The following is a 24,104-nucleotide window of genomic DNA, read 5'->3' on the forward strand; positions in this document are numbered from 1 at the left end:
CAAGCGATAGCTCAAGCAAAATCCAACCACCATTAACCATTAACCAATCCACTCACCTTGGGTGCCTCAACTCACCAAGGTTTCTACTCAAGTTTCAAAGAATGAAATCCAAGACAAATCGTCGAATGTCACTCACTTAACGCGAACCCCAGCGACAATCGACGATGGAAAGAAGAACCCATGATCACCCAGCAGCAAGCCTCAGCCTTGGCCGAAGTCCTGGCAATGATCCGCCCCAACGATTGGAAGCCTCGACAGCTCATGACCCTGTTCGCCAAGCACCGCGAGGACCACAACTTCCCCGCGTTGGCTGAAGCTGCGATCCGTGCAGCCAGGAACCCCGCCATCCGATCCCCCGAAACGATCTTCCTCCCCGGCAAGCACTGGCTCCAGCCCGGCGAAGAGCCCGACCGACTGCCACCGCGTCAACTCTGGTGCCCGGAGCATGAGCGTCCGGAGAACGAATGTCGACGCCAGCACTACCGGACCGAACCGCCAGCAGGATGGCGAGCCATCGTAGGCAACCCCGGGACTACGTCCCCAACCGGCAACCAGCACTTGCAACCCAAGGAATCAGTAGGAGACAATTTGAGCGCCGCAAACGAACCGGGACAAACAATCCCCCACCCAGCCCCCGCGAAGCCGGGAGCGAGCGAATGAACACCGAAAGAACCGACATTGTGGCACAGGGCGTGAATGTCATGTCGGAGAAGAACTTTCAGACCCGAGTGATTCAATTGGCAAAGTTCCATGGTTTCGAGCTGGTTTACCACACGCATAATTCGCAGCGGAGCGCGCCGGGATTCCCAGACCTGGTTATGGTTTCGACGCAACGTAAGCGGATCTTGTATCGGGAGTTGAAGGCGGCAAAGGGGCGGGTGACTGCGGATCAGCAGGAGTGGCTGAATGCCCTTGCGAGGACTGGCCAGGATGCGGGCGTGTGGCGGCCGGCAGATTTGCTGAATGGGCGGATCATTTCGGAGCTGCGTTGCAATTAGCGTGCTTGCTTTTGTAATCAGTGATTGCTAGATTGATAACTGTCGATAGCAGCCGCGAGTAGCGGGAACCCCTTTGGGAGGGAATTATGAGCACCACAGAACCATCCACGATCGTTGATCTACTTGAGGCGCAGAAAGCCGTACTGGCTGCACGCCGGGAGGTTCGTGTTGCGGCTGCCCGAGTGAACCAGGCCGCGCAGCATGACCGAGACGTACACGCTCGCATCGAGGACCTGGTCCGGGCCGGCACCGCACTGGAACAGGCCGAAGCCGACTACGCGGCGGTGGCCAAGTGAGCACCGACCCACGCATCGAAGTCGCCTGCGATGGTTTCTATAGCGACCCGAGTGGGTTGACGGACTGGACGCATATGGCATCCGTTGAGCCTGAACTCGCCAACAGGTACCGGGCGTCCATGGCCCGTGCTCTCGCCGCGATCGACAAGCAATTCACCGGTGCCGAGGTCAACCAGGCGGGCTGGGTGTGCGGTGCTTGCGAGCCCGGAGACTACGCCACGTGCGAAGACTGCCAGAGCGCGTGCGATGACGTTGCCCAGTTCGTCAACCGCCTGACCGGAGCCACCGAATGAGCCGCCACCTGTTCTGGTGTCGGCGCACAGACTGCCGCCTGATGACCAGCAACGTACTCGAAGCCGACCAACACGAACGCGAACACCCGGAGATCCGGAAGATAGGGAGCCTGCCGTGAGCCCGTGGTGGGAGATCTTCCCGTGGCTCAACGACTGGATCACCACCTGGCGCAGCCACCAACCCAACTCATGGCTCTAGAAAGGACTACTCAGATGCTTCAATCCCCAAAAGTTCCTGCACACCTGTTCCAGCGAGCGCCTTCAAAGCGTCATAGGCGCCACTTTGTGCCATCGCTGTTGCCAAAGAAACAGAGTAGGCGAAAAGCTTGCGCCTCTTTTCGGTGCTCTTCGTTTCATTCATTGCCGACAGCAACACGCCGGCCATCTGGTCCAACAAGCGCTGCAGTTTTCTCGGATCGATGTCAATCTCCGGGTCAAGCGCTTCGCGAAGGAACTGGACGTGAGTCGCCAAGCGAACGCGAATTGCCTGTGGAATGTCAAAACATTCCTGAGTCTCTTGAATTACGGCGTCGAGTAATTCAAGAAGTGCTGCGCGGCCTTCGACAGAAATCTGCGGCCCACTTGCGTCAAACGCATCAAAAAAGTGTGAAAGCGTTTCCAAACTCTGGATGTCTTCCACCCCCAGCAAATGGTTGGTGTTGGAGGTCTGCCACTGAACCTCCGGGGAAAAAGCGTAGTTCCAGACCCGCGCCAGCATTGGTCGGTAGTTGTCTACCGGAATGCCGCGCTCTCGCAAGGACTCTAGTGCATTTTCCGTTTCGACGATGAGCTCAATGCACTTCCGCTGCCTTTGCCAAAAATCGTATGCAAGCGACGATTCGCCGTCACGCATCCCACGACGGACAAAAAGGCTCTGCCGCGTTTCTGTATTCCATTCGGTCATCAGCGCAGCCAATTCACGCGCAGCATTCATAGATTTCTCCCCATTGGTTGTCCGTTGAATCATATTCGAAACTCTGATCTGAGAACCAATTACTCGCCGGACATCACCGGCCAGAAAGGTAAGCCATGACCGCCCGAGTAACTGATGAAGGGTCGGTGGCCGCGGCCGTCGCGAAGTGGAAGGGCGACCCAACCTTCGCACCCGGGCAGATCGTCAACGGTCTGGTCATCTGCGGCGGGAAGAAACGCAAGGACGGCGAACCGTGCGGCGCTCCCCCACTCAAGGGTGCAACCCGCTGCGGGAACCACGGCGGCAAGAGCCCACAAGCGCAGCGTGCCGCCGAACGCCGCCTCGCAGAACAGGAACTCCAGAACATCGTGAAAACCCTCGGCATCCGCGACCAATACCCAGACGTCGACCCCGGCGCCGCACTGCTCGAAGAGATCCGCGTGACCCACGCTCATGTGCAGTGGTTGCGTGGCCAGGTCGCAGAGCTGTCCCCGCAGGAGCTCACCTGGGGCACTGTCCAGCATGAGGAAGGCGTCGGCCCAGAAGGCCCGATCGACAAGAGCACGGAGAAAGCCGAACCGTCGGTTTGGTATCAGCTGTACTGCCGGGAACGCGACCACCTGGTCAAAGTATCGGCCGCAGCCTTGCGCGCCGGCATCGAAGAACGCAAGGTCCGGATGGCGGAGCAGCAAGGGGAACTCGTCGCCGTCGTCCTCAAGCAGATCTTCGGCGCCCTCAACCTCAGCGCCGCGCAACAGCAGTTGTTGCCAACCATCGTCCCGCAAGCCCTACGCGCTCTTAATGGAGAATAGAAGGCATGACTACTGAAGAAGCACAAATAGCTCTCGGCATTGCACAGATTATCGCTAGCCTGATCATCGGATTTTTCGGTGCCGCCATTGGAAACTCCTATTCCAAGAAGCGAGACAAAGCTACTCTTGCGCAAGCGCGTCGAGCCAGCTTGATCGCCTATGAGAAAGCTCTGATGGATTTGTCGTGGGCGATTGAAAGCTCAATAGCGGAAGGGCTGGGCGCTCACCCATTTCCAGACAAAGACGATCTGGAAAAGGCGCGTAATGAGGCATACCCCTACATCTTCGAGTTCGAGAATCACAAGCAGTACTTCACCCTAAAATCGCCCTATTTTGAGAGCTTTGGAGGCGATGACCGCTTCGAACAGGTTGACTTCTATTCAGCGGCCCAGCAGACGATTGCGCAGCATTTAAAGGACCACCCAAACCCACTGACCAAATCGCCATATCCAAAGGAAGTCAAATGACCGAATGCACGCACTGCGACAAGGACTTACCCGACGGGCTCACGCTCTGCAATGATGGGGCGAACGACCTGCGCCGGATCTTGGGCAGGGTCCGTGACACCCTGAACACCGCGGGCGGGACGCTCACGAACACGGCCGTTGCCCCGGCGCCCATCGGCGGCGGAGGCGGCTCAACTGCCCCCGGGCTGCCGTTCAGCCTGGACATGAGCGGACACGTCGCCGGGTACCAAGAGGCCATCGGGTACTGGGCCGGCCTCATTGGCAAAGCACAGAACAAGCAGGCACCCGTTGACACGATCAGCGCTGCTCACTTCCTTCGCATGCATCTTGGCATCATCCGTGGCAACGAGCACGCCAACACCATCCTCCAAGAACTCCGGGCAGCGGAACGCCAAGTCATCAACGCAGCCGACCGGCAAGCTCCCAAGCTCCTACTCGGCGAATGTAATACCCCCGTCTGGGAGGAAGAAACCATCGTGTTCTGTGCCGGCCAAGTCATCGGCCGCGAAGGCGACGACCAAGCGAAGTGCGACACCTGCCGCGCCACACACTCAGCAAGGGACCGCGTCACCGCGAAGATCAGCCAAGCCTGGCACGTCATCGCACCACTCCCCCAAATCGTTCGAGCACTCAACGACTATGGCTACCCCCTCAAATACAACACCGCCAAACAATGGGTAACCCGCGGAAAACTCGCCCCAGTATGCGACATCCGAACCCGACAGGAGGGACACACCGCCGCCTCAGTACTCACACTCATCGAACCAAAAGCAATCACTCATTGCTGAAATAGCAATTAGAACTTGCTAAAACCGCACAACTGTACCTAAGATGAAATCAAGATCGGATTACTGCCTCGATCTTCAACTCACGTGTGTGGCCGGAACCTATCGACAATAGCGCTGACGAGCCGCGGACCCTCCACCCCAATGGACTCCGGACGGCAATGACCGGCAACCGGCCACACGCCCACTTTCCCAGCGGATGAACTTACCTTTTCGCGAACTCTCGGCTGGGAATCGCCTCCCCGATCTTCTTGCAACGCCGCGGGGCGGCATACAACTGAATAGCCCGGCCGGAACATGAGCCGGCCGGGCCAAGGTTCCCTGACCGAACGGCCAGGTGCTGGCCTGCAAAGCCAATCAAGCGGGTTCGACTCCCGCGGGAACCCCTATGGCCCGACGCGCCTTCCACCGCCGGGCCTGCTACGTAGTCAGTAAGCGGCCGACAGCTCCAGATGCTTAGCAAGAACACGGGCCCTGAGTTCCGCGTAGCTCTGATCGCGAGCAGCTAGCTCAGCGACTGATAGTGACGCGGGTGCAAGCTGAAGCCAGAAGTTGCCGCAGCTTGAATTGAGGCACATGACCTCGTGGCACTCCAATGCACCGTACGCCTTCGGGCCGATCGGCATCAGAACGTAGTGGAGCAGGTTGCCGCACAGCTGGCATGGAACGATGCCCGGCGTGAATTCCTTGACGTCTTTCAATACTTCCCCTTTGTTGAATTGCCAAAGAGTCAAGCCTACCAAACGGTAAGTTCGCCACGCCGACGAACGGAGCCCGCGCTCAGCATGAGGGCGAACCAGGTCATAGGCAAGATATTGCCGATTCAGCCATTTTGGAGGCCAAAAGCCATCAGAAACGGGCGAACCGGCAACATCCTGCCGAAACAATCTTGACGGCGGCGAGAGCCGACACAACACATGCGCCCTGGCTACGCCACGCGCCACCGCGGACCAAGCCGCCGTCAACAACGCGTGCAACTGTGGGAGTTGCATCGAACGATGCGCCATGCAAGACTTGACTCACCGAGACCCGTCGTTCGAATAGTCGCCGTATGGCGTGCGTGCTTCATTGCGAAGATAGAACGATGGGTCGACCTTTTTAAGGCCGCTCGCCTACCTGAAACCCCACAAGGTCCCGTGCGGCTGGTAGGTCCTCGGCCTCAGGATATCTAAGTGTTTCGGGTCGCTAGGTTTGCCAGATCGCACTGCCCTGTTTATGGCTCCCGCAACCATGTCAGCAAGCTGAATTCCCGCATTGTTCTTCGAATCAGCAAACGTCACTTGACTCAAAGTTCCTGGCGCACCATTATTCGCCACCCGCATGATGTATTGGTGGTCTTGAATACCAAATGCTTTGGTGTCCTGACCGTCAATGACAACTTTCGCGTCTCGGATATGACCAAAACCATGCGACAGTAGTTGCGAAATCGCTAGGTTCTTAAGGGCACTAGGGCTCGACCGGTACTTCGGTGCCCAGATATTTTTCTTATCGATATGGATCGCACGAATACTGTAGTCGATGTCGCTGGTGCACTCGAAGAAGCAATCCTTGAGGCGTTCTTTGGTTTTGGAATACTTAAATTCGTTCCTGTGCCTGTTCTGCGTTGCGCATCCGCTAACACATGCCTTTAGCTTTTGAATTTCTAAAGGATCCTTGAAGACACACGCGGCCATAACCAAATGACTTGACGACCCTGACTCGAATTTGAATCCCCCATCACCAGAGTCATCGATGAAAATGTGCATGCATTCCTGCGCTTTCTACCCAAGGCCGACCCAATACGTCCCACATATCGTCGAATATCATCACCGGTTTTACTTCACTACTTCAAGATTACAGGTGCCGCCCCAAGCACCGAAATGGTCGACAAGTTCTGTAGGTAGATACGTGGCACCTGCGGGGCAACCCAAATAGAGGAGGCGCTGTGACCGTCGACTGGGCGGAATACGCAGCACGCGCCTTCGAACCGCCACTTCATGACAGGTCATCTAAATGTCCGGGTCAACGAACTCACGCACGAAGAAAACCTCGGTCCCGAACTTTCCCACACCCGCGTACTCACGCGGGAACGACCCGCATCGGCAATCGAATGGCTCCGTAATTGCAGCCGCCGCCAAGTCCTTCCGCTCCGCCCATCTATCCCCAATAAATACGCGGCCCCCGCAGTGCACGCACATCAGGTGATAGTCGAGATGTCGTGGCATGTACATGTTGTTGTTCATTTTGGCCCCAACCAAAAGAAGTGAACTGTAGCTTCGAGACTAGAACAATAGATGCGTTGGAGGTAGGGCTTTGACGGTCGATTGGGCGGAATTCGCAGCACGCGCCTTCGAACCCGCTCAGCACGACTGGGCAACCCCCGGGCATCTCGCCCGGGCCATCGAGCCCACCACCGTGCAAACCAGAGCCCTCGACCTCATCGACGAATACCTTGTGAAGGTCGAGGCCGGGGAGATTGACCGGCTGATCATCAACCTGCCGCCCCAGGAGGGGAAGAGCACCCGGGTCACGACCATTGGCCCGCTTTGGTTCCTTACCCGGGACCCGTCCCGGCGTATCGCGATCGTCTCATACGCCCAAGACCTTGCCGACGAATTCGGCAGGAACATCCGGAACCACATCGCCTCCAACGACGGCGACGATGGATCCTTGGATCTTGGTCTGCAGGTCGCCCGCGACAACGGCGCGGCCCGCCGGTGGCAGCTCGAAGGGAACAAGGGCGGCGTCCGTGCCGTCGGTATCCGCGGCGGCCTCACCGGCCGCCCTGTCGACGCCCTCTTCATCGATGACCCCATCAGCAACCTCGAACAAGCGAACTCCAAAACCTACCGCGAACAGGCGTGGGGGTTCTGGCAGTCCGTCGGCATCACCCGCCTTGCTCCCGGCGCCCCGGTCATCCTGGTGCTGACTCGTTGGCATGCTGATGATCTGGCCGGCCGCCTGTTGGCCGGGGAAGATGCTTCGCGCTGGACGGTGCTGAACATCCCTGCCGAGGCTGGGGACGATGACCCTCTGGGCCGGAAGCCCGGCGAATGGCTCGAATCAGCCCGAGGGCGAACCGAGAAGCAGTGGGAACAGATCAAGGTGTCCGTCGGCCCGAAGGTGTGGCAGTCCCTCTACCAAGGGAACCCGACGCTGGACGAGGGCGGCGTGCTCCCGACGGAGTGGACACACTACGACCAACCACTTTGGATGGTCGACAGCAACGGCGTTCACACCGTACCGGGCATCGGCCGTGACGACCACGAACTCGTCCAATCCTGGGACCTCACGTTCAAGGGCGAAGACACCAGCGACTACGTCGTCGGGCAAGTCTGGCTCCGCGTCGGCAACACCGCATACCTGCTCGATCAGGTGCGGCGCCGGATGAACTTCAACGAGACCTGCGAAGCCATCAAGGCCATGTCGGCGAAGTGGCCGCAAGCCATCGCCAAGTTCGTTGAAGACAAGGCCAACGGGCCCGCGGTCATGAATGCTCTCAACGGGCAGATCATGGGCATGATCCCCATCGAGCCCGAAGGCAGCAAGTACGCCCGCATCAGCGCCGTGTCACCGCTCGCCTGGGCGGGCAACGTGCAGCTTCCATCCACAAGGTTGTGCCCATGGGTGGAAAACTTCCTTCAAGAAGCCCTGTCCTTCCCGTCCGGCGCGAACGACGACCAGTTGGATGCGTTCTCCCAAGCCGTGAACCGGCTCCTGCTCATGCCGCTGCTCCACGCGTCCGAAACTATCGTCGAGCCGGATGTGTATGACGGCTACGACGAACGCGGCTTCTACTTCTCACCCGTCTAAATTGGAGGTGCCTGTGGGCATTCTGGAAATGCTTGGCCTCCGAGAGGCAGCCGTCCCCGAAGGCAAGGAACTTGTCGCCGCGGGCACGGTCGCCACCATGGGGCACCGCCTCGAGGAACTGACCGAGTCCTACGCGGCACTGATCATGTCCCGCGAGGACGCCGGCTGGCAGAAGATCACCCAGGACGCCACACAGGAGTTCTCCCGCCAAGGCCTCAAGACCAGCGCGGAGCTGGCCCGCGTGTTCCTCGTCGCCAACCCCCTGATCAAACGGGCCGGGGCCCTGCGCCGCGCCTACGTCCACGGGCAGGGATGCGGCACGACCGCGACCGGCGAGAAAGTCAACGAGCTCATCCAAGAATGGTTGGATGATCCCGAGGTCCGTGAGGTGTTCTCCGGCGCCCAGGCCGCGGAACGCAACGAAGACTCGCTGACGACCGATGGCAACGTGTTCTTCTCCCTGTTCACGAACCCGCTCAACGGCCGAGTCAGGCCGCGCCTGATTGACTTCGACGAGGTCGAGGACAAGATCACGAAGCCCGGCGACAAAACCACCACCTGGTACTACCTGCGCACCTGGGTTGAGGTCGACCAGAACGGCCGCGAGGTCCAGCGGAAGGCTTACTACCCGGACATTGCACACCGGCCATTGGCTCGGCAGAAGCGGATCCAACAGGCAGGCTCCACGGAGTCCATCGAAGTCATGTGGGATGCCCCGATCTATCACATCAAGGTCAACGCCTTGAATGGGTGGAAGTTCGGCATCGGCGACGCTTACGCTGCGTTGCCGTGGGCTCGCGGGTTCAAGGAGTTCCTTGAGGACTGGGCTCTGCTAATGAAATCCCTCAGCCGGATTGCGTGGCAGAACGTGGGTGGCAAGAAATCGGCTGCCCAGGCGAAGCGCCAGCAGTTGGCCGGGATGCAAGCCCTGCCAGCCGGATCGACAGTGAGCACGTCGGAAGACAACAAACTAGAGGCGGTCCCAAAGTCCGGCGCCACCCTCGACAGCGAATCTGCGAAGCCACTGGCCGCCATGGTCGCCAGCGCGATGGGCCTGCCCGTGACGATGATCCTGTCCGACCCCGGCCAGACCGGGGCACGAGCTGTCGCCGAAACACTCGACCGGCCCACGCGGCTGGAAATGCAGTCCCGCCAAGAAGTATGGCGGGAAGCACGCCGGCAGATCCTCGGCTACGTCATCGAACAATCCGTCATCGCCCCACGCGGACCCATCAAGGGCACCGTAGAGCGGGACGGCGACCGCCTCCGGGTCAGGTTGCCGAACCCAACGGACATGACGCTGACGATCACGTACCCGGACCTCGAAGACATCGCCCTGGATGTGGTCATGGACGCTCTCGTTGCGGCTTCCGGCCATGTTCCTCCGTTGCTGCTCGCTGAGCAGATGATGCGGGCGCTCAAGATCCGCGACGTGGATGAATGGCTTGAGGAAATGAAGGACGATGATGGCACCTTCATCGACCCGACCGTGACCGCTGGCCAAGCCGCTGCGGACGAGTTCCGCAAGGGCAACGACCCCGCCGCACTACTCAAATAGGAGGCCCCATGGGCTACGGATATTACAAACTGCCCGATGGCCGTGAGGCCGGATATAGCGTCGAAGCAACCTGCGACAAAGACGGCTGCGAAGCCAAGATTGATCGCGGCCTCGGATACCTGTGCGGGGAACACCCGGACGGGCATCGCGAGGACGACGCCCCCGGATGCGGCAAATACCACTGCCCCGAGCACGAACTCGACCATGACTGCCCAAACGACTTCTGCGGCGATGGCGGACCGGTCGGCGACTTCCATTGCATCTTGAAGGACGGGCACGAGGGTTCCCACCGCGACGCCGACGAGGGCGAATTCACGGATTCCGAAGAAGACTAGGGGGTGGGCGGTGGCTGTCACTGATGAAACGCTGAAACTCATTGCTGACACCCGCCGCACCCTCGCTAAACTCACCGACGAACAGGCCCGGGCCCTCGTGGCCCAATGGGTGGCAGCGTGGGACGAACTGCTCCCCGAATACGAGGCCTCCATCGCCGAACTTGTCGAGGACTCGGTGAACGGGAAAGTGAGTCGGGCGAAGGTCCGGGCCAACTCCCGCCTCAAACAGGCATTGGAAGTGACCAGGGCGAACCTCGACGGACTTCAAGACGCCGCCAACAAGACGATCACCACGGACCTCCCCGAGGCCATCAACCTCGGCGGGACCACCGGTGCCGGGGTGGCAGCCTCCCAACTGCCACCCGCACACGCTGGACTCGTTGTCGCCTGGGACTCGGTATCGCCGGAAGCCATCGCCGCCATGGTCGAACGAACCACCCAGCGGATCCACTCGCTCACCAAGCCAATCCCCGCGGACACCGTTCGCCTGATGAAGCGGGAACTAATCCGCGGCATCAGCGTTGGCACAAACCCGCGGGAGACAGCGCGGCGAATCATCAAGCGCACCGAAGGCCAGTTCAACGGCGGCCTCAACCGGGCGCTCACCATCGCCCGCACCGAAACCCTCGACGCCCACCGCGCCGGAGCAGCCGCCGCAGCCAAGCAGAACACGGACATCCTCCAAGGGTGGAAATGGTCCTGCAGCTTCTCCGGCCGCACCTGCGCCGCCTGCCTGTCCATGCACGGACGCGAGTTCACCAACGACGACCCGGGCCCGGAAGGCCACCCGAACTGCCGGTGCGCCCGGGTGGACATCACCAAGTCCTGGCGCGACCTCGGATTCGACATCGACGAACCCAAGGACGTCTTCCCTGATGGGCGCTCTTGGTACGACGGCCTCACTCCGGACTCGCAAGCCGAAATCATGGGCAAGTCACGCCGCGACCTACTAGCCAGCGGCGACATCAAGTGGGAAGACCTCGCCACCAAGCAGGACAACCCCGGCTGGCGGCCGTCATGGCAGGCAACACCGATCAAGGATTTGGTGAACTGATGGCAACGAGAATCCGGTTTGCGACGGAAATGCCCGACTACGGCGAACCGTGGAAGCTTCACTGCAATGACTGCGATTGGACGGCGTACGTCACGCCGCTACGCGCACCCTTGGACTTGCCGGAACATCCCGGCCATGACGTTGTGTGCGCCTGATTTACGGCCGCCACACATTGACCGTCTCGCACCACTTGCACTTGTCGTAGATGAATCCGCCCTGCCGCGACAAATCGACGTGGTCAATTTCCCATTCATGGCCCGGGCATTCCCCGGGCACGCCCGCGGCATCGTTCGCATCATCAATAGCCATCCCACCAGCATAGGAGGTCGCGATGTCGACTTTGATCAAAGAAGCAGCCGCCGCGACCCGCACCGGCCCCGGCCGCGTCATGCTCACCCTCATCACCCCCGGCATCGGATCATCCGGCGAATACACTCCCGAAGTCCTGGAGCAGGCCGCCAAGGATGTCGTCTTCCCGCGAGGCACCCAGTCCCACATCAACCACGACACCACCATCGAGCGCATGGAACGCCCCGGCGGGGACCTGCGAAACCTTGCCATGGTCACCGTCGAAGACGCCGTCTGGCAGCCCGACTGGGTTGACCCGGAAACGGGCGTGAAAGGGCGGTTGGCGGCCGAGTCCCGAGTCAGCTCCGCATGGCGCGATTTCGTTGAAGAGTTCGGCGAGTTCATCGGCGCATCTGTCGTAGCCAGCGCGGACATCAAGGAAACCTCCACTGGACGTGTCGTGGAAAAGCTATACCCGTCCAAGTTCAACCGGTGCGACCTCGTAACGGTTGCTGGCCGCGGTGGCGGGATCAGCGAAGTGCTCGAGGCCGCCCGCGTGATTGAGTCCCGTTCCATGGTTTCCGAAACCGTGACCGCGGACATTGGCAACTACCTTCGGTCCGCGGTGCGGGACACTCACGGCGCCGGCGACCGCTACGCCTGGCTGCAGGACTTCGACGACACTTACGTGTACTTCGAGCAGGACAGTCGAACCTACCGGCAGGAATACGCCCTGACCGGTGTCAACGCGGCCCTGTCCGGTGAGCCTGTTGAGGTTCGCCGCCGCACCGAGTACGACCCCGTCGCCGTAAACACGGCGACCGAATCCAAGAACTCCCCGCCGGTCCCGGCCGGGGCCACCCAGAAGAAGGAGGACGCCCCCATGGCGACCACCCAGATTGAGGAAGCCGAACTTGCCACCCTGCGCGAGTCCGCCAGCCGGGCCGCCACGGTCGAGGTTGAACTGAAGGAAGCCCAGGCCAAGCTGGCCGCAGCTGAAACCGCTCGCACCCAGGCGACCGCCGAAGCCATCGTCGCGGAAGCCTTCGGCGACACCGAAGCCAAGGTCACCCGCGCCGCGCTGATCACCGCTGCACTGGCCGCCGAGTCCTTCGACGCCGAACAGCTCAAGGCCGACGCGACCGAAGCCGCCGCAGAAATCGCGGTCACCCACGGTGCCGGCACCCCACGCGGTGTTGGCGAATCCGCCAAGGTCACCGAATCCGGAAAGACCATCACCAGCGAGAGCATCGTCTCCGCACTCCACGGGAAGGCTGCATAACCATGGCTGGCAATCAGCGTTACACCAATGCCCTGCACATCACCGTCACCGCACCATACGACGTGGCATCCGGTGCCCCTGTCCGCGTCGGATCCATCTGTGGCATCGCACAGATCGCTGCCAAGGCTGGCGAGAAGGTCACCATCTGGCTCGACGCCTCGTGGGACGTCGAAGTCACCGGCGCCCTGGCCACCGAGGGGCTGCCGGTTTACATCACCGCCGCGGGCGAACTCAACACCACGGCCGCCGGCAACTACCTGTTCGGCATTGCCCTGGGCACCAAGGCCGCAGCCGCTGGCCCCGTCGAAGTAGCCCCCATCGGCTACACCACTCAGACCGCCGTCGGCGCGTAAGGAGAACACCACCATGGCAAATCTCGCAATTGAAGGCTTCCGCGCCGCTCCCACCGAAGACGAGCGCATCTACGAAGCCGCACTGCTGTTCGGAGAAGGGCGCAACCCGTCCAACTTCGCCCGCCAGAACATCCTCATGGAAGCGCTCACCACCAGCGACTTCCCCAAGCTGCTTGGCGCCGCTTTCGAAAAGGAAGCGATGACCGCGCAGAAGGACGCCGTCAAGGAATACGAGCTGTTCGCACTCCCGAAGAGCCTTTCGGACTTCCGTCCCAAGAAGCTCGTCGACCTGTTCGGCAACGAGTACTTCGAAGACGTGAAGGAAGGCGAAGAGTACAAGGGCGGAAAGCTGGCCGAGACCGACGTCGAGATTTCGACCGGCAAGACCGGCAAGTTCTTCAACCTCACGTGGGAGTTGCAGCTGTCCCGCGACTTCTCCGACCTCGCCGACTTCCCGAAGGTCCTCGGCAACGCCGCGGTCAACACGGAGAACAAGAAGGTCTACGAAGTCCTCGTCGGCAAGACCGGGCTGAACACCAGCTTCTTCGGATCGGTCGACAACAAGCCGCTGACCTCCGAAAACCTGCTGACCGCAATCCAGACCCTCTCGGTGAAGGAAAACCACCGCAAGGAACTCGTCGACATCAGCACCATCGTGCTCGTCTGCGGTCCCGGTCTGGCCCTGCAGGCCAAGCGCATCCTGAATGCGGAAAAGATCGTGCACAAGGTCGACGACGGTGCCGGCAACGTCACCGAGACCGAGGAATCGAATCCGTTCCGCGGCCAGATTCAGCTGCAGGTGTCCCGCGAGTTCGTGAACCAGAACGGTGCCGCGACGAAGAACTCGAGCTGGGCACTGCTCCCTGGCAAGAGCACGGCGAACCCGTCCGTCGTGAAGACCGGCCTGATCGGCCATGAAGCCGTGGACATCCGTGTGAAGCGAGATCAGGGCGAACGCGTTGGCGGTGGCGCAGTCGCCATCACCGATGGTTCCATCCAGGACGACACGATCCAGTTCCGCGGCCGCCACGTAACCGGTGCGGCGAAGGGCTTCACCCAGGCCGTTTACGGCTCCAAGGGCGCCTAGCATCACCCCGGCGCGCATCCCCGTCCCAAGCGGGGGTGCGCGCCACCCCAACAACTTAGGAGGTCCGGATGGACTACACCACGCCCGCTGGCCAAGTTCGCTTGCTCATCGCGGACCTCGCAAGCCCGCCCATCCTCGATGATCCGATGCTCGAGGGATACCTCGGCATGCACGGCTACGTCACCGGGGACGCGGGAAGCATCGAACTGCCGGGGATCTGGCGGGCCGCGGCCGACGCCCTGGACGCCATCGCCACCAGCGAAGCGCTCACGTCGAAGAAGATCCGCACGCAGGACCTGTCCACGGATGGGCCGGCCGTTGCCGCCGAGCTGCGTAAGCAGGCCGCGGCGCTCCGGTACAAGGCCGACCAGAAGGACGCCGAAGACGATTCGTTCTTCGAAATCATCCCGTTCTGTGGCGGCACCCGGCTTGAAGGCGAGGAATGGCGCTCATGAGCCCACTCCCCGCCACCGCCATCATCCCCGCCAATTGGGTGACTCATCACCGGCCGGTTGCGGCACAGACCATGGTCTCGGGATGCAGGATCTACCGCATCGCCGAAGGCCCGCCACCGTACCCGATCCCCGAGGACTGGACGGGGCGCGTGCTGCTCTGGACCGGGACTTGCCGGGTTCAGGAGCTCAAGCGCGAAGCGAGCATTATCCCCGGCGAGCAGCCAACGGAGCTACGCCAGTACATGGTCGGGCTCCCGTTCGAGAACGGGCAAGGCGTGGGCCTCCCCCAGCTCATGACCGGGGAACGCGGCGACGTCGTCGAAGCCGTAGACCGAGTGTTCAATCTCAAGCAGTCCATGGCCGGCTCATTGCTCTGGCAGAACGACTTCATCGCCTGGGAAAACCAAACCCAGCAGAACCCGGACTAGCTCTTTTTGCGGTTGGCGAAGTTGATCCACCACAGCAGCCCGAGAAGTGCTGCGATTACGAAGCTAACGGTACTTATTACCCCGTAAAAACCGGCGTAACTGGAAACTAGCGCGGCCAGGATGCCGACGACTGCGAAGAAGATGATGCCTTTGCCTAGACCAGTGTCTTTCTGAGTTTTTGTCATACGCCACACCCTACCCAAAGCCCCACTCAGTTGGGGCTTTTCCATTGCCCGGAGGTGCCCATGTCATTCGATGCATCCGAACTGCGAATGCTGGCCAAGGATCTTGGTGAAGCACCCAAAGCGGCTGGTCATTTGACCCGCGCCGTGGTCCGTAAGACCGCGAAGGATGTGGAGCACACGGCCAAGCTACTGGCGCCAGTGGATACCGGAAACCTGAAAGGGTCCATCGGGACGAGCGACCTGCGAGCCATGGGCACGTCGGGTTCCATCGAAGCCGAGGTACGGGCCACCGCTGACTATGCCATCTACCAAGAGATGGGTACGAGTCGCATGGCGGCGCAACCGTTCATGGGCCCGGCAGCGGACAAACACTCCCCTGCTTTCGCGGAAGCGATGGCGCAGATCATGGCTCGGGCGGTGTCTGGTGGTTGACCCGAACGCCCTCACCGACCTGCTGTTGGCCAAGCTTCGGTCCCTGCCAGACATCGGTGCCCGCGTCTACGACGGAATCGTTCCGGCGAAGGTGCCCACGGATCCGTCCGGCCAGTACATCCGGCCCTACGTCGCTGTGTTCTCCGGGCTTGGCTCCGACCTTCCCGGCGAACGCGACCTGACCGGACTCGTCGACGTGACGGTCTTGGACTGGGCTCCACAAACAACCGTCGTCGGCCCCGATGCCCGGTCGTGCCGGCAGGCCGCACAACAGGTTGCTGCGGCGCTCACCAACCTGCCCATGGGCTCCAAGTTCCTCATGCCTGACGCCGACGCATTCCGTGTAACCAAGCCCCTCACAGATTCCCAGGTCACCCCGGCCCGGGCTTACCTGCCGCTGCAATGGCGGCTCACCACCAACTAGGAGGCCCATCGTGGCAACCCCCAAACCGGTCACCGAGCCAGCCACGCCTGTGGTGGCCACCGTGACCGAACCCGCCCGTCCAGAAGCTGACCGTGTCTTCGACCCTCGCAACAAGGTGTTCGTCTACGACACCACGACCGGCAAGAAGCTTGACCGCCCGGTGCCGGAAACGTGGCTTGACGGCCGCTTCCCACAGCTCAAAGAAGTCCCATCCCAGAAGGAAGGCCGATAAACCATGCCACAGAAGATGCTCACCGACGGCAACCGAAACCTTGCATTCGTCCCCACGCTGGCGAACTACCACGCACCAAAGCTCTCGGAGCTGACCGGCGCAGGCGTACTGAACCTGTCTTGCCTGATCACCCTCGCAGATTTCCAGCTCGGCGCGACTGGAAACGCCGAAATCAACGACCCCGGCTACTGCGCCACGCTGGAAGTCAAGGCCCCTGGGCTGCCGACCTACGAGGGAGCAAGCACGTTCTTCCGTTGGAAGGACACTGTCGACGACAAGGGATGGACGACGTTCACCCACGCTGGAATCGCCGGCTACCTCGTGGAGCGCATCGGCCAGATCGCGGAAGGCGAGAAGGCGCACGAGGTTCCGTTCAAGGTCGGCGACGAGGTCCGCGTGTTCCAGGTTCTCACTGGCACCCCACGTGTTCTGTCTCCGCAGACGGCATCGTACGAGAAGTTCGGCATGACCTGGTACATCCAGGAAGAAACGGACGAGCGCGCCGTCGTGGCCGCCGGAGCCTAACCGCTCCCACAAGACCCCGTGGCGGGGTGTACGTCAGACTCCGCCCCGCCACGGTACCACGCAAGAGTCTGACAACACCCCGAACGTAGGAGTCTGACCATGACCGAAAACCAGAACACCCCCACCAGCGAACTCGACTTCGACGAATGGCTGGCCGGCGGCGAACGCACCACCCACCATGTCACCCTTTTCGGGCGCCTCGGCCTCATCGGCGACATCGAACGACTTGAGAAGCAGCGCGTCACCTACACGCCGCCAGCAGAAGGCGACGAAGCCCTCGGAGGCGAAGAAGACCCCAACGCCGACATCAACGCCAAGATCGAAGAACTCGAGCAGAAGCTCTATGAATCCAAGCGCGAATTCCGAGTCTCCGCCGTCACCGGCGACGAGGAAGACGCGATGAAGGAAGAGATCCGCAAGGACCTCGCCGATGAACTCGTCGAAGCAGCCGCCAAGGGTCGCGCCGGGGCACGAACCACCGCGAAGCTGATGGGCATCAGCTCCACCAGCGACATCAACGAGCTCGTGCGTGTCGGTGCCAACGAGGAAACCAACCGTGTCATCCGGACCGAACTACGTCTGCGCCAGATCGCGTCGGCCACGAAGGTCCGATACAAGGACGATTGGGTGCAGCTGACCCGCGACCAGGTGAAGGTCTTGCACGACAAGCTCGGTGATGCGCAGATCGACATGCTGGTTCAGGCCGCCCGCGCTGCGTCGAGCGATGTTCCCGAGGTGACCGTCCCAAAATCGTAGAAGCTATGGCCCGCCCGCGCTGGGCGCACCTGATCAGTCAGGCGCGAACAGCGCGGGCTTGGCGCTGGCCCATCACCGTTCTTCTCGGCTACCGGGCACAGGACGGCATGGTCAACCAGCGCGACCGTTTCATGGCCATAGCACTCCAAGCCTACGAAGACAGTCTCTGCAGCGGGTGCGGACTCCCCCATTCAATGACTCGAGGGGACGCAAACGTCGGACGGTTTGAAGTCCAGGACGACGTCACCTGCCACGGCTGCGAAGCCAACGAATCCTACGTGGCAGACAAGAACCGCACCACGTATCCGGGCCAGAAGGTCTACCTCGTGGACACGCACGAATAACTGAATACAGGGGGCTGCTTTGGCTGCTGAAAAAACCGTAACAGTCCGCATCCGCGCCGAAATCGGCCGCTTCCGCGCCGACATGGACGCAGCTGCCAAAGCCGCCGAAACCGCCGCCAAAAAGACCGAGAAAGCTGGAGCGGACGCCCAGTCCGGCATCGGCAAACTCGCCCAAACGGCAAACGCCCACCAGGAGGCGTGGAGCCAGGTCTCCACCGGGCTCGTGGCCGGCGGTGTCGCCATCGTCGGCGGCCTCACCTTGGCCACCAAGGCCGCCATGGACTGGGAATCCGCGTGGACCGGAGTACTCAAGACCGTCAACGGCACCCCAGCACAGCTGAGCCAGGTCGAAAACGGGCTACTCGGCCTCGCCAAGACCCTCCCCGAAACGCACACCGAAATCGCTGGTGTTGCAGAGGCCGCGGGCCAGCTCGGCGTGGCCACCAAGGACGTCGTCGGCTTCACCAAGACGATGGTCGACCTCGGAGTATCCACGAACCTCACAGCAGAGGACGCTGCTACGCAGATCGCGCAGATCAGCAACGTCATGGGCACGATGAAGCGTGAAGGCACCGAAGGTGTCTCCCGGTTCGGCGCGGCACTCGTGGCGCTCGGAAATGACGGCGCATCCACGGAAGCCGAAATCCTCTCCATGGCACAGCGCATCGCTGGCGCCGGTGCGACCATCGGCGCATCCGAGTCCGACGTCCTGGCGCTCTCCAACACGCTGTCCTCGATGGGCGTGAATGCAGAGCTGGGCGGCGGCGTCACAACCCGCGTCCTGCTCAAGATGTACAGCGCCGTCCAAGAAGGTGGCGACAAGCTCGACTCCTTCGCACAGACCGCAGGCATGAGCGCCGACCAGTTCGCCGAAGCATTCCGCACCTCCCCAGTCGAAGCACTAGACGCAGTCAACAAAGGCCTGTCGCGGGTCAAGAATGAAGGCGGCAACGTTGTCGCCACCATGAAATCCCTCGGCATCAAGGGCACCGAGGAAACTCAGGTCATGCTGGCCCTCGCCGCCTCGGGCGATCTGCTGAGCGACTCCCTGCAGTTGGGCAACAAGGCATGGGCCGAAAACACAGCCCTCGTCGACGAAGCCAACAAGCGGTACGAGACCAGCAGCTCTAAGGTCAAGATCGCCTGGAACAACATGAAGGACTCGGCCATCGACGCCGGATCCGTCATACTTCCGGCGGTGGCGAGCATCGCCGATGGAGCGGCCAAGATTGCTTCCGTGTTTGGGGATCTCCCCGAGCCGATGCAGAAGATCCTGGTCACCGGCGCCGCTGTCGTTGGCGTAACTGCATTGGTTGCTGGCGGGTTCATGAAGCTCGTGCCAGGCATCGTTTCCACTGCCGCCAGCCTACGCGGACTTGCAGGCGCCACGCTCGGCGCCACCACTGGCCTCTTCGGAACTGCAGCGGCATCGAACGCCGCGGGGCTGTCCATGAACAGCGCTTCGAAGTCCGCCGCCGCGCTCAACAGGGCCCTCGGCGTCATCGGCCTGTTGGCTATGGTCGGCCCTACTGTTGCCGCAATGGTTCCATCCGGGGCGCTTGCTGACACCGACGCCATGGGGGCGGCGCTCCTGCGGATGGGCTCGGGCGGCGAAGCGGCAAAGACCGGGCTGGCTGAAATCAACAAGATGTTCACCAGCAAGGGAAACTTCTTCGACGGAGTTGATGTCAAAGGTCTGGAAGACGCATTCAAGGTCATCGGCAACCGCGACGTCGCGGACAACGTTGACCTGATCTTGTCCAAGACTCTCTCGCTTGGAACTCGTGGATCCAGCAATATCGAATTCGCGAAGAAGAATTTCGAGCAGCTGGACGCTCAACTCGCGCAGATGGCTGCGAACGGCAACGCCGACTCGGCGGCCAAGTCGTACGAGATGATCGCTTCGGCTGCCAAGAATGCCGGCGTTGATCAGGCAGTGCTCAACGAGCACTTCCCGGCATATGCGAAGGCACTCAGTGAGACGTCGGCAGAAGCTCAGCAGGCCGCGGAATCAGCTCAGATGCTCGGGACCGCCATGGGCGTGGCATTCCCGGTCACGAAGGACATGGCCGAGGGCCTGGCCGAAATTGGCGTCTCGGCGGACGGGTCCATCACTTCCATCGACAAGCTGCTGTCTACCTTGTGGCAGCTTTCCGATGGCACGCTGGATGTTCGGGCGGCGAACCGGGCCGTCGAGGACACGTTCCGTTCGATGGAAGAGACCATCAAGAAAAACGGGAAGTCCCTAGACGAGCACACAGCCAAGGGCTCCGAAAACCAGGCAGCGCTTGATTCCTACATCGGCACCCTGAAGCAGCGCACGAACGCCATTGCCACGGCTGTGGATGAGAACGGCGACCTGGTTCATTCGGATCAGGAAGTCCAGGACTCGATGTCGAAGTCCTACAAGCAGGCTGTTGATGCGGCCGGCAAGTTCGGTGTGTTCGGAAAGGAAGCGGACACCCTCGCCCGCTCGCTGCTCGGCATCCCGAAGGACGTCAACATCAAGACGTGGCTGGAGGACTTTGCCACGGACCGCGCCAACGGAATCACCGGAGTCCTCGATGCCATGCCGGAGCGAAAGGACATCAAAGTCCTCGTTTCCGAGGATGGCACCACGAAACTCACGCAAGCCCAGATCGACGCGATCATGGGCCAGACCGTGGGCGTCGAAGTCACCGACGAGGGCACGGTCCTGAGCGTCCAGGGCAAGATCAACGGGGTCACCGACGGTGACGCCCGCTTGCTGGTATCGGACGACGGGTCTGTGAGGATCGTTCAGGGCAAAATCAACGGGGTCAATGACGGTTCGGCGAACGTCAACGTGACGTCCTCCGGGGTCTCCATAGTGGAGTCGGCAATCAACAACGTTGCTCGGAACCGGACGTCGACGGTCTCCGTCTCGTACAACGTGCCTCCGGTTCCCCTTGCTCCCAGCCTGGCCAGCAAGTTGGTCCCAAGAAACATGTTCGGTGGCCAGATCCCCCGGAATGCTGCAGGTAGCAAACTTCCGACCACGGGGCCGGGCACGGATACCCGAGATGGAATCCTGGGCGTCACCAAGGATGGCGTCCCGCTGTCCTGGCTTGACGGTGGCGAATGGGTCATCAACCGCGATTCGTCTCGGAAGCATGACCGGTTGGCGCGCATGATCAACGACGATGACCCTCGACTTGAGGGACTGTCGGAATTGATCGGCCTGAAGTCCGGTGGCCGTGTGGGTTGGTCGCAGGGCGAGGATGCGAAGGCGAAGCGTGCTGCCGATGCGGCGACACGGGAGCGCAAGCAGGCCGAGAAGGATGCGAAGGCCTCCGAGAAGGCCTACAACGCGATCGACGGCAAGAAGGAAAACAAGTCTGCGAAGGCGGCGGCGAAGCGTCGGCGCGACAAGGACAACCGTGAGCTGGCCGCGGCGAAGAAGGCCGAGGACAAGGCCAAGGAAGCGCTGCGGGATTCCAAGGAGCGCACTGCCCGCCTCTCCGAGGGCACGTTCGATCTGCGTCGTGAGACGAAGCGCGGGGACATTGTTGAGGCGTTCACGTCGGGCAATGGCATGGGCATGGTTGACCGGATGTTTGAGGCATCCAACAACAAGGACCTCAGCAAGAAGCAGCGCGCCAGCATGCGGGCGCTGGCTTACCAGACCGAGGATGCGCTGCTCAAGCTGGAGAAGCGTGCGGAGTCCACGGGCAAGAAGTTGGAGTCGGCGCGTGAGAAGCGCGATGACCTGCTCTCGATCCGTGACGGCGTGGCCTCCGGGCTGCGCGGTGAGACTTCCCTCGGGGGTCTGATCGGCGAGCACCAGGCGACGAGGTACGGGCGGGTGACCGCTGGCGGCATCGCCAACCTGGGCCGGTCGAAGGTCGCGAAGATGAAGGCGTTCGGCGACAAGCTCGATGCCCTGCGGAAGAAGGGTTACGGCGGTGCCGTGGTCCAGGAGATCGCTGAGATGGGCACCGAGGCCGGCATGGAGGCGGCGACCATCCTGCTGGCCGGGTCGAAGTCGGATGTGTCGGCGCTGAACTCGGTATACAAGGACCTGGAGACGCAGGCGAATCGTGCCGGCAACTATGTCACGGACGCCCTGTCGAAGGGCGGGCTGAATGCGGCCGAGTCGTTGGTGGACACGCTGGCGAAAAAGGAAGGCGACATCGAGAAGGCCTTCTACGATCTCGGCATCGCGGGCCAGAAGGGCTTCCATCGGGCGTGGGGCATTGCCTCGCCGGCGAAGGAAGCGAAGAAGGACGCGAAGCACATTGTGGACGGCTCCGTTTTGGGCATCAAGGCCGAAGCGCCGCGCTTTGCCGCGGCGATGGAGGGGCTGTATGCCGCGCCATCGATGCCGGATGCCGCCCGGTACGCGGTGCCAGCCTACGTCCCGGCGCAGGTGACGGCCGCTCAGGTGGCCCAGAACCTGACGGTGATCGTGGAGAACCCATGGACCGGCAAGCAGATGGAAGCCAAGGTCCGCATGGTCGCCAACGAGGAAGTCTCCAAGGGGCAGATGCAGTTCGCTGGCCACATTGCAAACCAGCGGTAATCAACCGGGTGGGCCGGGCAATACGGCCCACCCCTACTTTTTGGAGGTAACTCGGTGGCAGCAATCCGCACGAACTTTGCAACGAACCCATCCGGCGAAACCGGCACCTCGGGATATATCACGAGTCCCGGGACCAGTGGCGCGGCGTCCCTCTCAAGGGTGACCGACTCCCCGCGAGTCGGCACCTCAACCGTTCGCCAAACGTGGACCGTCGGATCCTCGGGCGGATCAGCCGGGATCACCTATCGGCCCTCCATGGCTGGGGTCGCGGGCAACGTGATTTCGGCTCGTGCCTCGGTGCGCACGTCGAGTGCTAAACCTGTAAGCGTGATCTTCCGGTTCAAGCTCGGATCGACAGTTGTCGGAACCAAAACGACGGCGGTCAAGACGACGAAGGCGAACCAGTGGGAGGACTTCGAAGCCGCCGGAATCGTGGCGACCGGGGCCTATGACACGTTCGAGGCGTGGGCGTTGCTAACCAACGGAACAGTAAACTCCCCGGGCGACTGGATCGACCTCGACGCAATTCTCCTCGAGCCATCAGCAACCCCCGGAACGTACTTCGACGGTGACACCCCGGCGGATGCCACGTACGCGTATTCGTGGACGGGCGCCCCGCACGCGTCCACGTCCATCGCCGAATACGCCCCCTACTACACGCAGGCCGAAGCCGTCACCGAGGCAGGCAAACCACCGCGGGTGAACCTGACAATCAACTCCATCCCCGGTGAGCAGGTCATCCGGGTGGGACGCACCGCGGGCGGTGACACCACCATCGTCCCGGGGGCGCGGCGCAAGCGCGGATCCGTGGCCATGGTCGTCCCCGACTTATTCCCCGCCCTCGGCGTCCCCACCACCTACACCGTCTACGTCGGCACGCAGGCCGTCGGGCAGGCCACGCTCACCGTGGAATCCGACACCGCGTGGCTGCAAGACCCGATCCACCCCGACCAGGCGGTGCCGGTGCACGGAAGCTCCGGTGGCGACGGGGTCTTGAAGCTCACCAGCGAATCCCTGCAAAGCGTCTCCTATGCGGTGACCGGGACCGAGCACAAGGTCATGGGCGGCCGCTACGGCGTCGTCGTCGGATCCGATCGCGGCGCCGCGGAGGGAATCACGCTCACCACCTCGTCCTACGACCGGGACCTGGACGCGGCAGTGCGGGAGCTGGTGAAAGACACCCCGATCCTGGTCTTCCGCCCCATCCCGGGCATGCACCCGCTTCCGCCGGTCTGCTACCTGCACGCGGCCTTCACGGACCTGCCGATGACCACGCACTGGGGCGGGCCACTGGGCCGCTTCTCCCTGGCGGGGAATCTCGTGCAGGCGGTACTCTCGGCCTTCCGCTCCGGGCTGGCCACCTACGCCGACGTGCACGCGGTCCTCTCCGGCTACACCTACGGGGATGTCGCGGCCCTGCACGCCGGCAAGCAGTACCTCGATGTCCACAAGGACCCCACCAGCATTTAG

29 protein-coding genes and 1 tRNA gene are annotated in these 24,104 nt (G+C 61.8%); 25 read left to right on the forward strand and 5 right to left on the reverse strand.

Going from position 1 to position 24,104, the window contains the following annotated elements:
* The first annotated feature begins 180 nt into the window (after window positions 1-180).
* The 4 genes from ACFY5D_RS03575 to ACFY5D_RS03590 all read left to right on the forward strand — a co-directional run bounded on the left by ACFY5D_RS03575 (window position 181) and on the right by ACFY5D_RS03590 (window position 1,587).
* Window positions 181-660, forward strand: a complete 480-nt coding sequence (locus tag ACFY5D_RS03575) for a hypothetical protein (protein WP_387525127.1) — start codon at window positions 181-183, stop codon at window positions 658-660.
* A complete protein-coding gene (locus ACFY5D_RS03580) occupies window positions 657-998 on the forward strand; it encodes a VRR-NUC domain-containing protein (protein ID WP_387525130.1) in 342 nt (113 codons plus the stop codon). The genes ACFY5D_RS03575 and ACFY5D_RS03580 overlap by 4 nt, the downstream gene beginning before the upstream one ends.
* Window positions 999-1,084: 86 nt before the next feature.
* Complete coding sequence (locus ACFY5D_RS03585; protein ID WP_387525133.1) at window positions 1,085-1,294, forward strand: hypothetical protein; 210 nt, start codon at window positions 1,085-1,087, stop codon at window positions 1,292-1,294.
* Window positions 1,295-1,413: 119 nt separating this feature from the next.
* Entirely contained in the window at window positions 1,414-1,587 is a 174-nt protein-coding gene (locus ACFY5D_RS03590) for a hypothetical protein (protein WP_387525135.1), read from the forward strand.
* Between the two features lie 205 nt (window positions 1,588-1,792).
* Here ACFY5D_RS03590 and ACFY5D_RS03595 read toward each other — a convergent pair whose 3' ends face one another.
* Window positions 1,793-2,554: a hypothetical protein gene (locus tag ACFY5D_RS03595; RefSeq protein WP_387525138.1), complete on the reverse strand. Its 762-nt coding sequence runs from the start codon at window positions 2,552-2,554 to the stop codon at window positions 1,793-1,795.
* Between the two features lie 62 nt (window positions 2,555-2,616).
* On the opposite strand from ACFY5D_RS03595, the gene ACFY5D_RS03600 reads away from it, so the two are divergent.
* The 4 genes from ACFY5D_RS03600 (at window position 2,617) to ACFY5D_RS03615 (ending at window position 4,950) form a co-directional block, all read left to right on the forward strand.
* Window positions 2,617-3,312: a hypothetical protein gene (locus ACFY5D_RS03600; protein ID WP_387525141.1), complete on the forward strand. Its 696-nt coding sequence runs from the start codon at window positions 2,617-2,619 to the stop codon at window positions 3,310-3,312.
* Between the two features lie 5 nt (window positions 3,313-3,317).
* Window positions 3,318-3,779, forward strand: a complete 462-nt coding sequence (locus ACFY5D_RS03605; protein WP_387525143.1) for a hypothetical protein — start codon at window positions 3,318-3,320, stop codon at window positions 3,777-3,779.
* Window positions 3,776-4,567 (forward strand): hypothetical protein, encoded by a 792-nt coding sequence (locus ACFY5D_RS03610; protein ID WP_387525146.1) that lies wholly within the window; start codon window positions 3,776-3,778, stop codon window positions 4,565-4,567. Before ACFY5D_RS03605 ends, ACFY5D_RS03610 begins: the two co-directional genes overlap by 4 nt.
* 312 nt (window positions 4,568-4,879) lie before the next feature.
* Window positions 4,880-4,950, forward strand: a tRNA-Cys gene (locus ACFY5D_RS03615).
* Window positions 4,951-4,992: 42 nt separating this feature from the next.
* Here ACFY5D_RS03615 and ACFY5D_RS03620 read toward each other — a convergent pair.
* Both ACFY5D_RS03620 and ACFY5D_RS03625 read right to left on the reverse strand, forming a co-directional pair.
* Window positions 4,993-5,556, reverse strand: a complete 564-nt coding sequence (locus tag ACFY5D_RS03620; RefSeq protein ID WP_387525148.1) for a hypothetical protein — start codon at window positions 5,554-5,556, stop codon at window positions 4,993-4,995.
* 120 nt (window positions 5,557-5,676) lie between these two features.
* Window positions 5,677-6,309, reverse strand: coding sequence for a DUF3800 domain-containing protein (locus ACFY5D_RS03625; protein ID WP_387525150.1), 633 nt, complete (start codon window positions 6,307-6,309; stop codon window positions 5,677-5,679).
* 547 nt (window positions 6,310-6,856) lie between these two features.
* On the opposite strand from ACFY5D_RS03625, the gene terL reads away from it, so the two are divergent.
* From terL to ACFY5D_RS03645, 4 genes are read left to right on the forward strand one after another with little or no spacing between them, the layout of a single operon-like run.
* Window positions 6,857-8,356, forward strand: a complete 1,500-nt coding sequence (terL, locus tag ACFY5D_RS03630) for a phage terminase large subunit (protein WP_387525152.1) — start codon at window positions 6,857-6,859, stop codon at window positions 8,354-8,356.
* A gap of 13 nt (window positions 8,357-8,369) precedes the next feature.
* Window positions 8,370-9,914, forward strand: a complete 1,545-nt coding sequence (locus tag ACFY5D_RS03635; protein WP_387525154.1) for a hypothetical protein — start codon at window positions 8,370-8,372, stop codon at window positions 9,912-9,914.
* A gap of 8 nt (window positions 9,915-9,922) precedes the next feature.
* On the forward strand, window positions 9,923-10,249 hold the full coding sequence (locus tag ACFY5D_RS03640) for a hypothetical protein (RefSeq protein ID WP_387525155.1): 327 nt from the start codon (window positions 9,923-9,925) through the stop codon (window positions 10,247-10,249).
* A gap of 10 nt (window positions 10,250-10,259) precedes the next feature.
* Window positions 10,260-11,303 carry a phage minor head protein gene (locus ACFY5D_RS03645; protein WP_387525158.1) on the forward strand — a complete coding sequence of 348 codons (1,044 nt, stop codon included), beginning with the start codon at window positions 10,260-10,262 and terminating at the stop codon, window positions 11,301-11,303.
* Window positions 11,304-11,459: 156 nt separating this feature from the next.
* On the opposite strand, the gene ACFY5D_RS03650 is transcribed toward ACFY5D_RS03645, so the two are convergent.
* Window positions 11,460-11,612 (reverse strand): hypothetical protein, encoded by a 153-nt coding sequence (locus ACFY5D_RS03650; protein ID WP_387525161.1) that lies wholly within the window; start codon window positions 11,610-11,612, stop codon window positions 11,460-11,462.
* 22 nt (window positions 11,613-11,634) lie between these two features.
* On the opposite strand from ACFY5D_RS03650, the gene ACFY5D_RS03655 reads away from it, so the two are divergent.
* The 5 genes from ACFY5D_RS03655 to ACFY5D_RS03675 all read left to right on the forward strand — a co-directional run bounded on the left by ACFY5D_RS03655 (window position 11,635) and on the right by ACFY5D_RS03675 (window position 15,196).
* A complete protein-coding gene (locus ACFY5D_RS03655) occupies window positions 11,635-12,873 on the forward strand; it encodes a hypothetical protein (RefSeq protein ID WP_387525163.1) in 1,239 nt (412 codons plus the stop codon).
* A 2-nt stretch (window positions 12,874-12,875) separates the two neighbouring features.
* Window positions 12,876-13,226, forward strand: coding sequence for a DUF2190 family protein (locus ACFY5D_RS03660; protein WP_387525165.1), 351 nt, complete (start codon window positions 12,876-12,878; stop codon window positions 13,224-13,226).
* 13 nt (window positions 13,227-13,239) lie between these two features.
* Window positions 13,240-14,313: a hypothetical protein gene (locus ACFY5D_RS03665; protein ID WP_387525168.1), complete on the forward strand. Its 1,074-nt coding sequence runs from the start codon at window positions 13,240-13,242 to the stop codon at window positions 14,311-14,313.
* Between the two features lie 68 nt (window positions 14,314-14,381).
* The gene (locus ACFY5D_RS03670) at window positions 14,382-14,768 is read left to right on the forward strand and encodes a hypothetical protein (RefSeq protein WP_387525170.1); all 387 of its coding nucleotides are present in this window, start codon (window positions 14,382-14,384) and stop codon (window positions 14,766-14,768) included.
* Window positions 14,765-15,196, forward strand: coding sequence for a DUF6093 family protein (locus ACFY5D_RS03675; protein ID WP_387525173.1), 432 nt, complete (start codon window positions 14,765-14,767; stop codon window positions 15,194-15,196). Before ACFY5D_RS03670 ends, ACFY5D_RS03675 begins: the two co-directional genes overlap by 4 nt.
* On the opposite strand, the gene ACFY5D_RS03680 is transcribed toward ACFY5D_RS03675, so the two are convergent.
* Window positions 15,193-15,381 carry a hypothetical protein gene (locus tag ACFY5D_RS03680; RefSeq protein WP_387525176.1) on the reverse strand — a complete coding sequence of 63 codons (189 nt, stop codon included), beginning with the start codon at window positions 15,379-15,381 and terminating at the stop codon, window positions 15,193-15,195. The genes ACFY5D_RS03675 and ACFY5D_RS03680 overlap by 4 nt on opposite strands.
* Window positions 15,382-15,441: 60 nt before the next feature.
* On the opposite strand from ACFY5D_RS03680, the gene ACFY5D_RS03685 reads away from it, so the two are divergent.
* From ACFY5D_RS03685 to ACFY5D_RS03720, 8 genes are all read left to right on the forward strand, one after another.
* Window positions 15,442-15,813, forward strand: coding sequence for an HK97-gp10 family putative phage morphogenesis protein (locus ACFY5D_RS03685; protein ID WP_387525179.1), 372 nt, complete (start codon window positions 15,442-15,444; stop codon window positions 15,811-15,813).
* On the forward strand, window positions 15,806-16,237 hold the full coding sequence (locus tag ACFY5D_RS03690; protein WP_387525182.1) for a hypothetical protein: 432 nt from the start codon (window positions 15,806-15,808) through the stop codon (window positions 16,235-16,237). Before ACFY5D_RS03685 ends, ACFY5D_RS03690 begins: the two co-directional genes overlap by 8 nt.
* Before the next feature lie 10 nt (window positions 16,238-16,247).
* Complete coding sequence (locus ACFY5D_RS03695) at window positions 16,248-16,469, forward strand: hypothetical protein (protein ID WP_387525185.1); 222 nt, start codon at window positions 16,248-16,250, stop codon at window positions 16,467-16,469.
* A gap of 3 nt (window positions 16,470-16,472) precedes the next feature.
* Entirely contained in the window at window positions 16,473-16,994 is a 522-nt protein-coding gene (locus ACFY5D_RS03700; protein ID WP_387525187.1) for a hypothetical protein, read from the forward strand.
* Between the two features lie 99 nt (window positions 16,995-17,093).
* Entirely contained in the window at window positions 17,094-17,750 is a 657-nt protein-coding gene (locus ACFY5D_RS03705) for a hypothetical protein (RefSeq protein WP_387525190.1), read from the forward strand.
* 5 nt (window positions 17,751-17,755) lie between these two features.
* Window positions 17,756-18,094 carry a hypothetical protein gene (locus ACFY5D_RS03710; protein WP_387525193.1) on the forward strand — a complete coding sequence of 113 codons (339 nt, stop codon included), beginning with the start codon at window positions 17,756-17,758 and terminating at the stop codon, window positions 18,092-18,094.
* A 19-nt stretch (window positions 18,095-18,113) separates the two neighbouring features.
* A complete protein-coding gene (locus ACFY5D_RS03715) occupies window positions 18,114-22,634 on the forward strand; it encodes a phage tail tape measure protein (RefSeq protein WP_387525196.1) in 4,521 nt (1,506 codons plus the stop codon).
* A gap of 327 nt (window positions 22,635-22,961) precedes the next feature.
* Window positions 22,962-24,104, forward strand: a complete 1,143-nt coding sequence (locus ACFY5D_RS03720) for a hypothetical protein (RefSeq protein WP_387525199.1) — start codon at window positions 22,962-22,964, stop codon at window positions 24,102-24,104.

The sequence above is a fragment of the Paeniglutamicibacter sp. NPDC012692 genome, assembly GCF_042901625.1.
Classification (GTDB): domain Bacteria; phylum Actinomycetota; class Actinomycetes; order Actinomycetales; family Micrococcaceae; genus Paeniglutamicibacter.

Bases quoted from the DNA above. Each gene is read 5' to 3' on its own strand.
- ACFY5D_RS03620 (WP_387525148.1), bottom strand. From the start codon at position 5,556: ATGCAACTCCCACAGTTGCACGCGTTGTTGACGGCGGCTTGGTCCGCG.
- ACFY5D_RS03605 (WP_387525143.1), top strand. From the start codon at position 3,318: ATGACTACTGAAGAAGCACAAATAGCTCTCGGCATTGCACAGATTATC.
- ACFY5D_RS03595 (WP_387525138.1), bottom strand. From the start codon at position 2,554: ATGATTCAACGGACAACCAATGGGGAGAAATCTATGAATGCTGCGCGT.
- ACFY5D_RS03640 (WP_387525155.1), top strand. From the start codon at position 9,923: ATGGGCTACGGATATTACAAACTGCCCGATGGCCGTGAGGCCGGATAT.
- ACFY5D_RS03575 (WP_387525127.1), top strand. From the start codon at position 181: ATGATCACCCAGCAGCAAGCCTCAGCCTTGGCCGAAGTCCTGGCAATG.
- ACFY5D_RS03675 (WP_387525173.1), top strand. From the start codon at position 14,765: ATGAGCCCACTCCCCGCCACCGCCATCATCCCCGCCAATTGGGTGACT.
- ACFY5D_RS03700 (WP_387525187.1), top strand. From the start codon at position 16,473: ATGCCACAGAAGATGCTCACCGACGGCAACCGAAACCTTGCATTCGTC.
- ACFY5D_RS03625 (WP_387525150.1), bottom strand. From the start codon at position 6,309: ATGCACATTTTCATCGATGACTCTGGTGATGGGGGATTCAAATTCGAG.
- ACFY5D_RS03710 (WP_387525193.1), top strand. From the start codon at position 17,756: ATGGCCCGCCCGCGCTGGGCGCACCTGATCAGTCAGGCGCGAACAGCG.
- ACFY5D_RS03655 (WP_387525163.1), top strand. From the start codon at position 11,635: ATGTCGACTTTGATCAAAGAAGCAGCCGCCGCGACCCGCACCGGCCCC.
- ACFY5D_RS03650 (WP_387525161.1), bottom strand. From the start codon at position 11,612: ATGGCTATTGATGATGCGAACGATGCCGCGGGCGTGCCCGGGGAATGC.
- ACFY5D_RS03680 (WP_387525176.1), bottom strand. From the start codon at position 15,381: ATGACAAAAACTCAGAAAGACACTGGTCTAGGCAAAGGCATCATCTTC.
- ACFY5D_RS03660 (WP_387525165.1), top strand. From the start codon at position 12,876: ATGGCTGGCAATCAGCGTTACACCAATGCCCTGCACATCACCGTCACC.
- ACFY5D_RS03580 (WP_387525130.1), top strand. From the start codon at position 657: ATGAACACCGAAAGAACCGACATTGTGGCACAGGGCGTGAATGTCATG.
- ACFY5D_RS03600 (WP_387525141.1), top strand. From the start codon at position 2,617: ATGACCGCCCGAGTAACTGATGAAGGGTCGGTGGCCGCGGCCGTCGCG.
- ACFY5D_RS03685 (WP_387525179.1), top strand. From the start codon at position 15,442: ATGTCATTCGATGCATCCGAACTGCGAATGCTGGCCAAGGATCTTGGT.
- ACFY5D_RS03665 (WP_387525168.1), top strand. From the start codon at position 13,240: ATGGCAAATCTCGCAATTGAAGGCTTCCGCGCCGCTCCCACCGAAGAC.
- ACFY5D_RS03610 (WP_387525146.1), top strand. From the start codon at position 3,776: ATGACCGAATGCACGCACTGCGACAAGGACTTACCCGACGGGCTCACG.
- ACFY5D_RS03590 (WP_387525135.1), top strand. From the start codon at position 1,414: ATGGCCCGTGCTCTCGCCGCGATCGACAAGCAATTCACCGGTGCCGAG.
- ACFY5D_RS03670 (WP_387525170.1), top strand. From the start codon at position 14,382: ATGGACTACACCACGCCCGCTGGCCAAGTTCGCTTGCTCATCGCGGAC.
- ACFY5D_RS03585 (WP_387525133.1), top strand. From the start codon at position 1,085: ATGAGCACCACAGAACCATCCACGATCGTTGATCTACTTGAGGCGCAG.
- ACFY5D_RS03705 (WP_387525190.1), top strand. From the start codon at position 17,094: ATGACCGAAAACCAGAACACCCCCACCAGCGAACTCGACTTCGACGAA.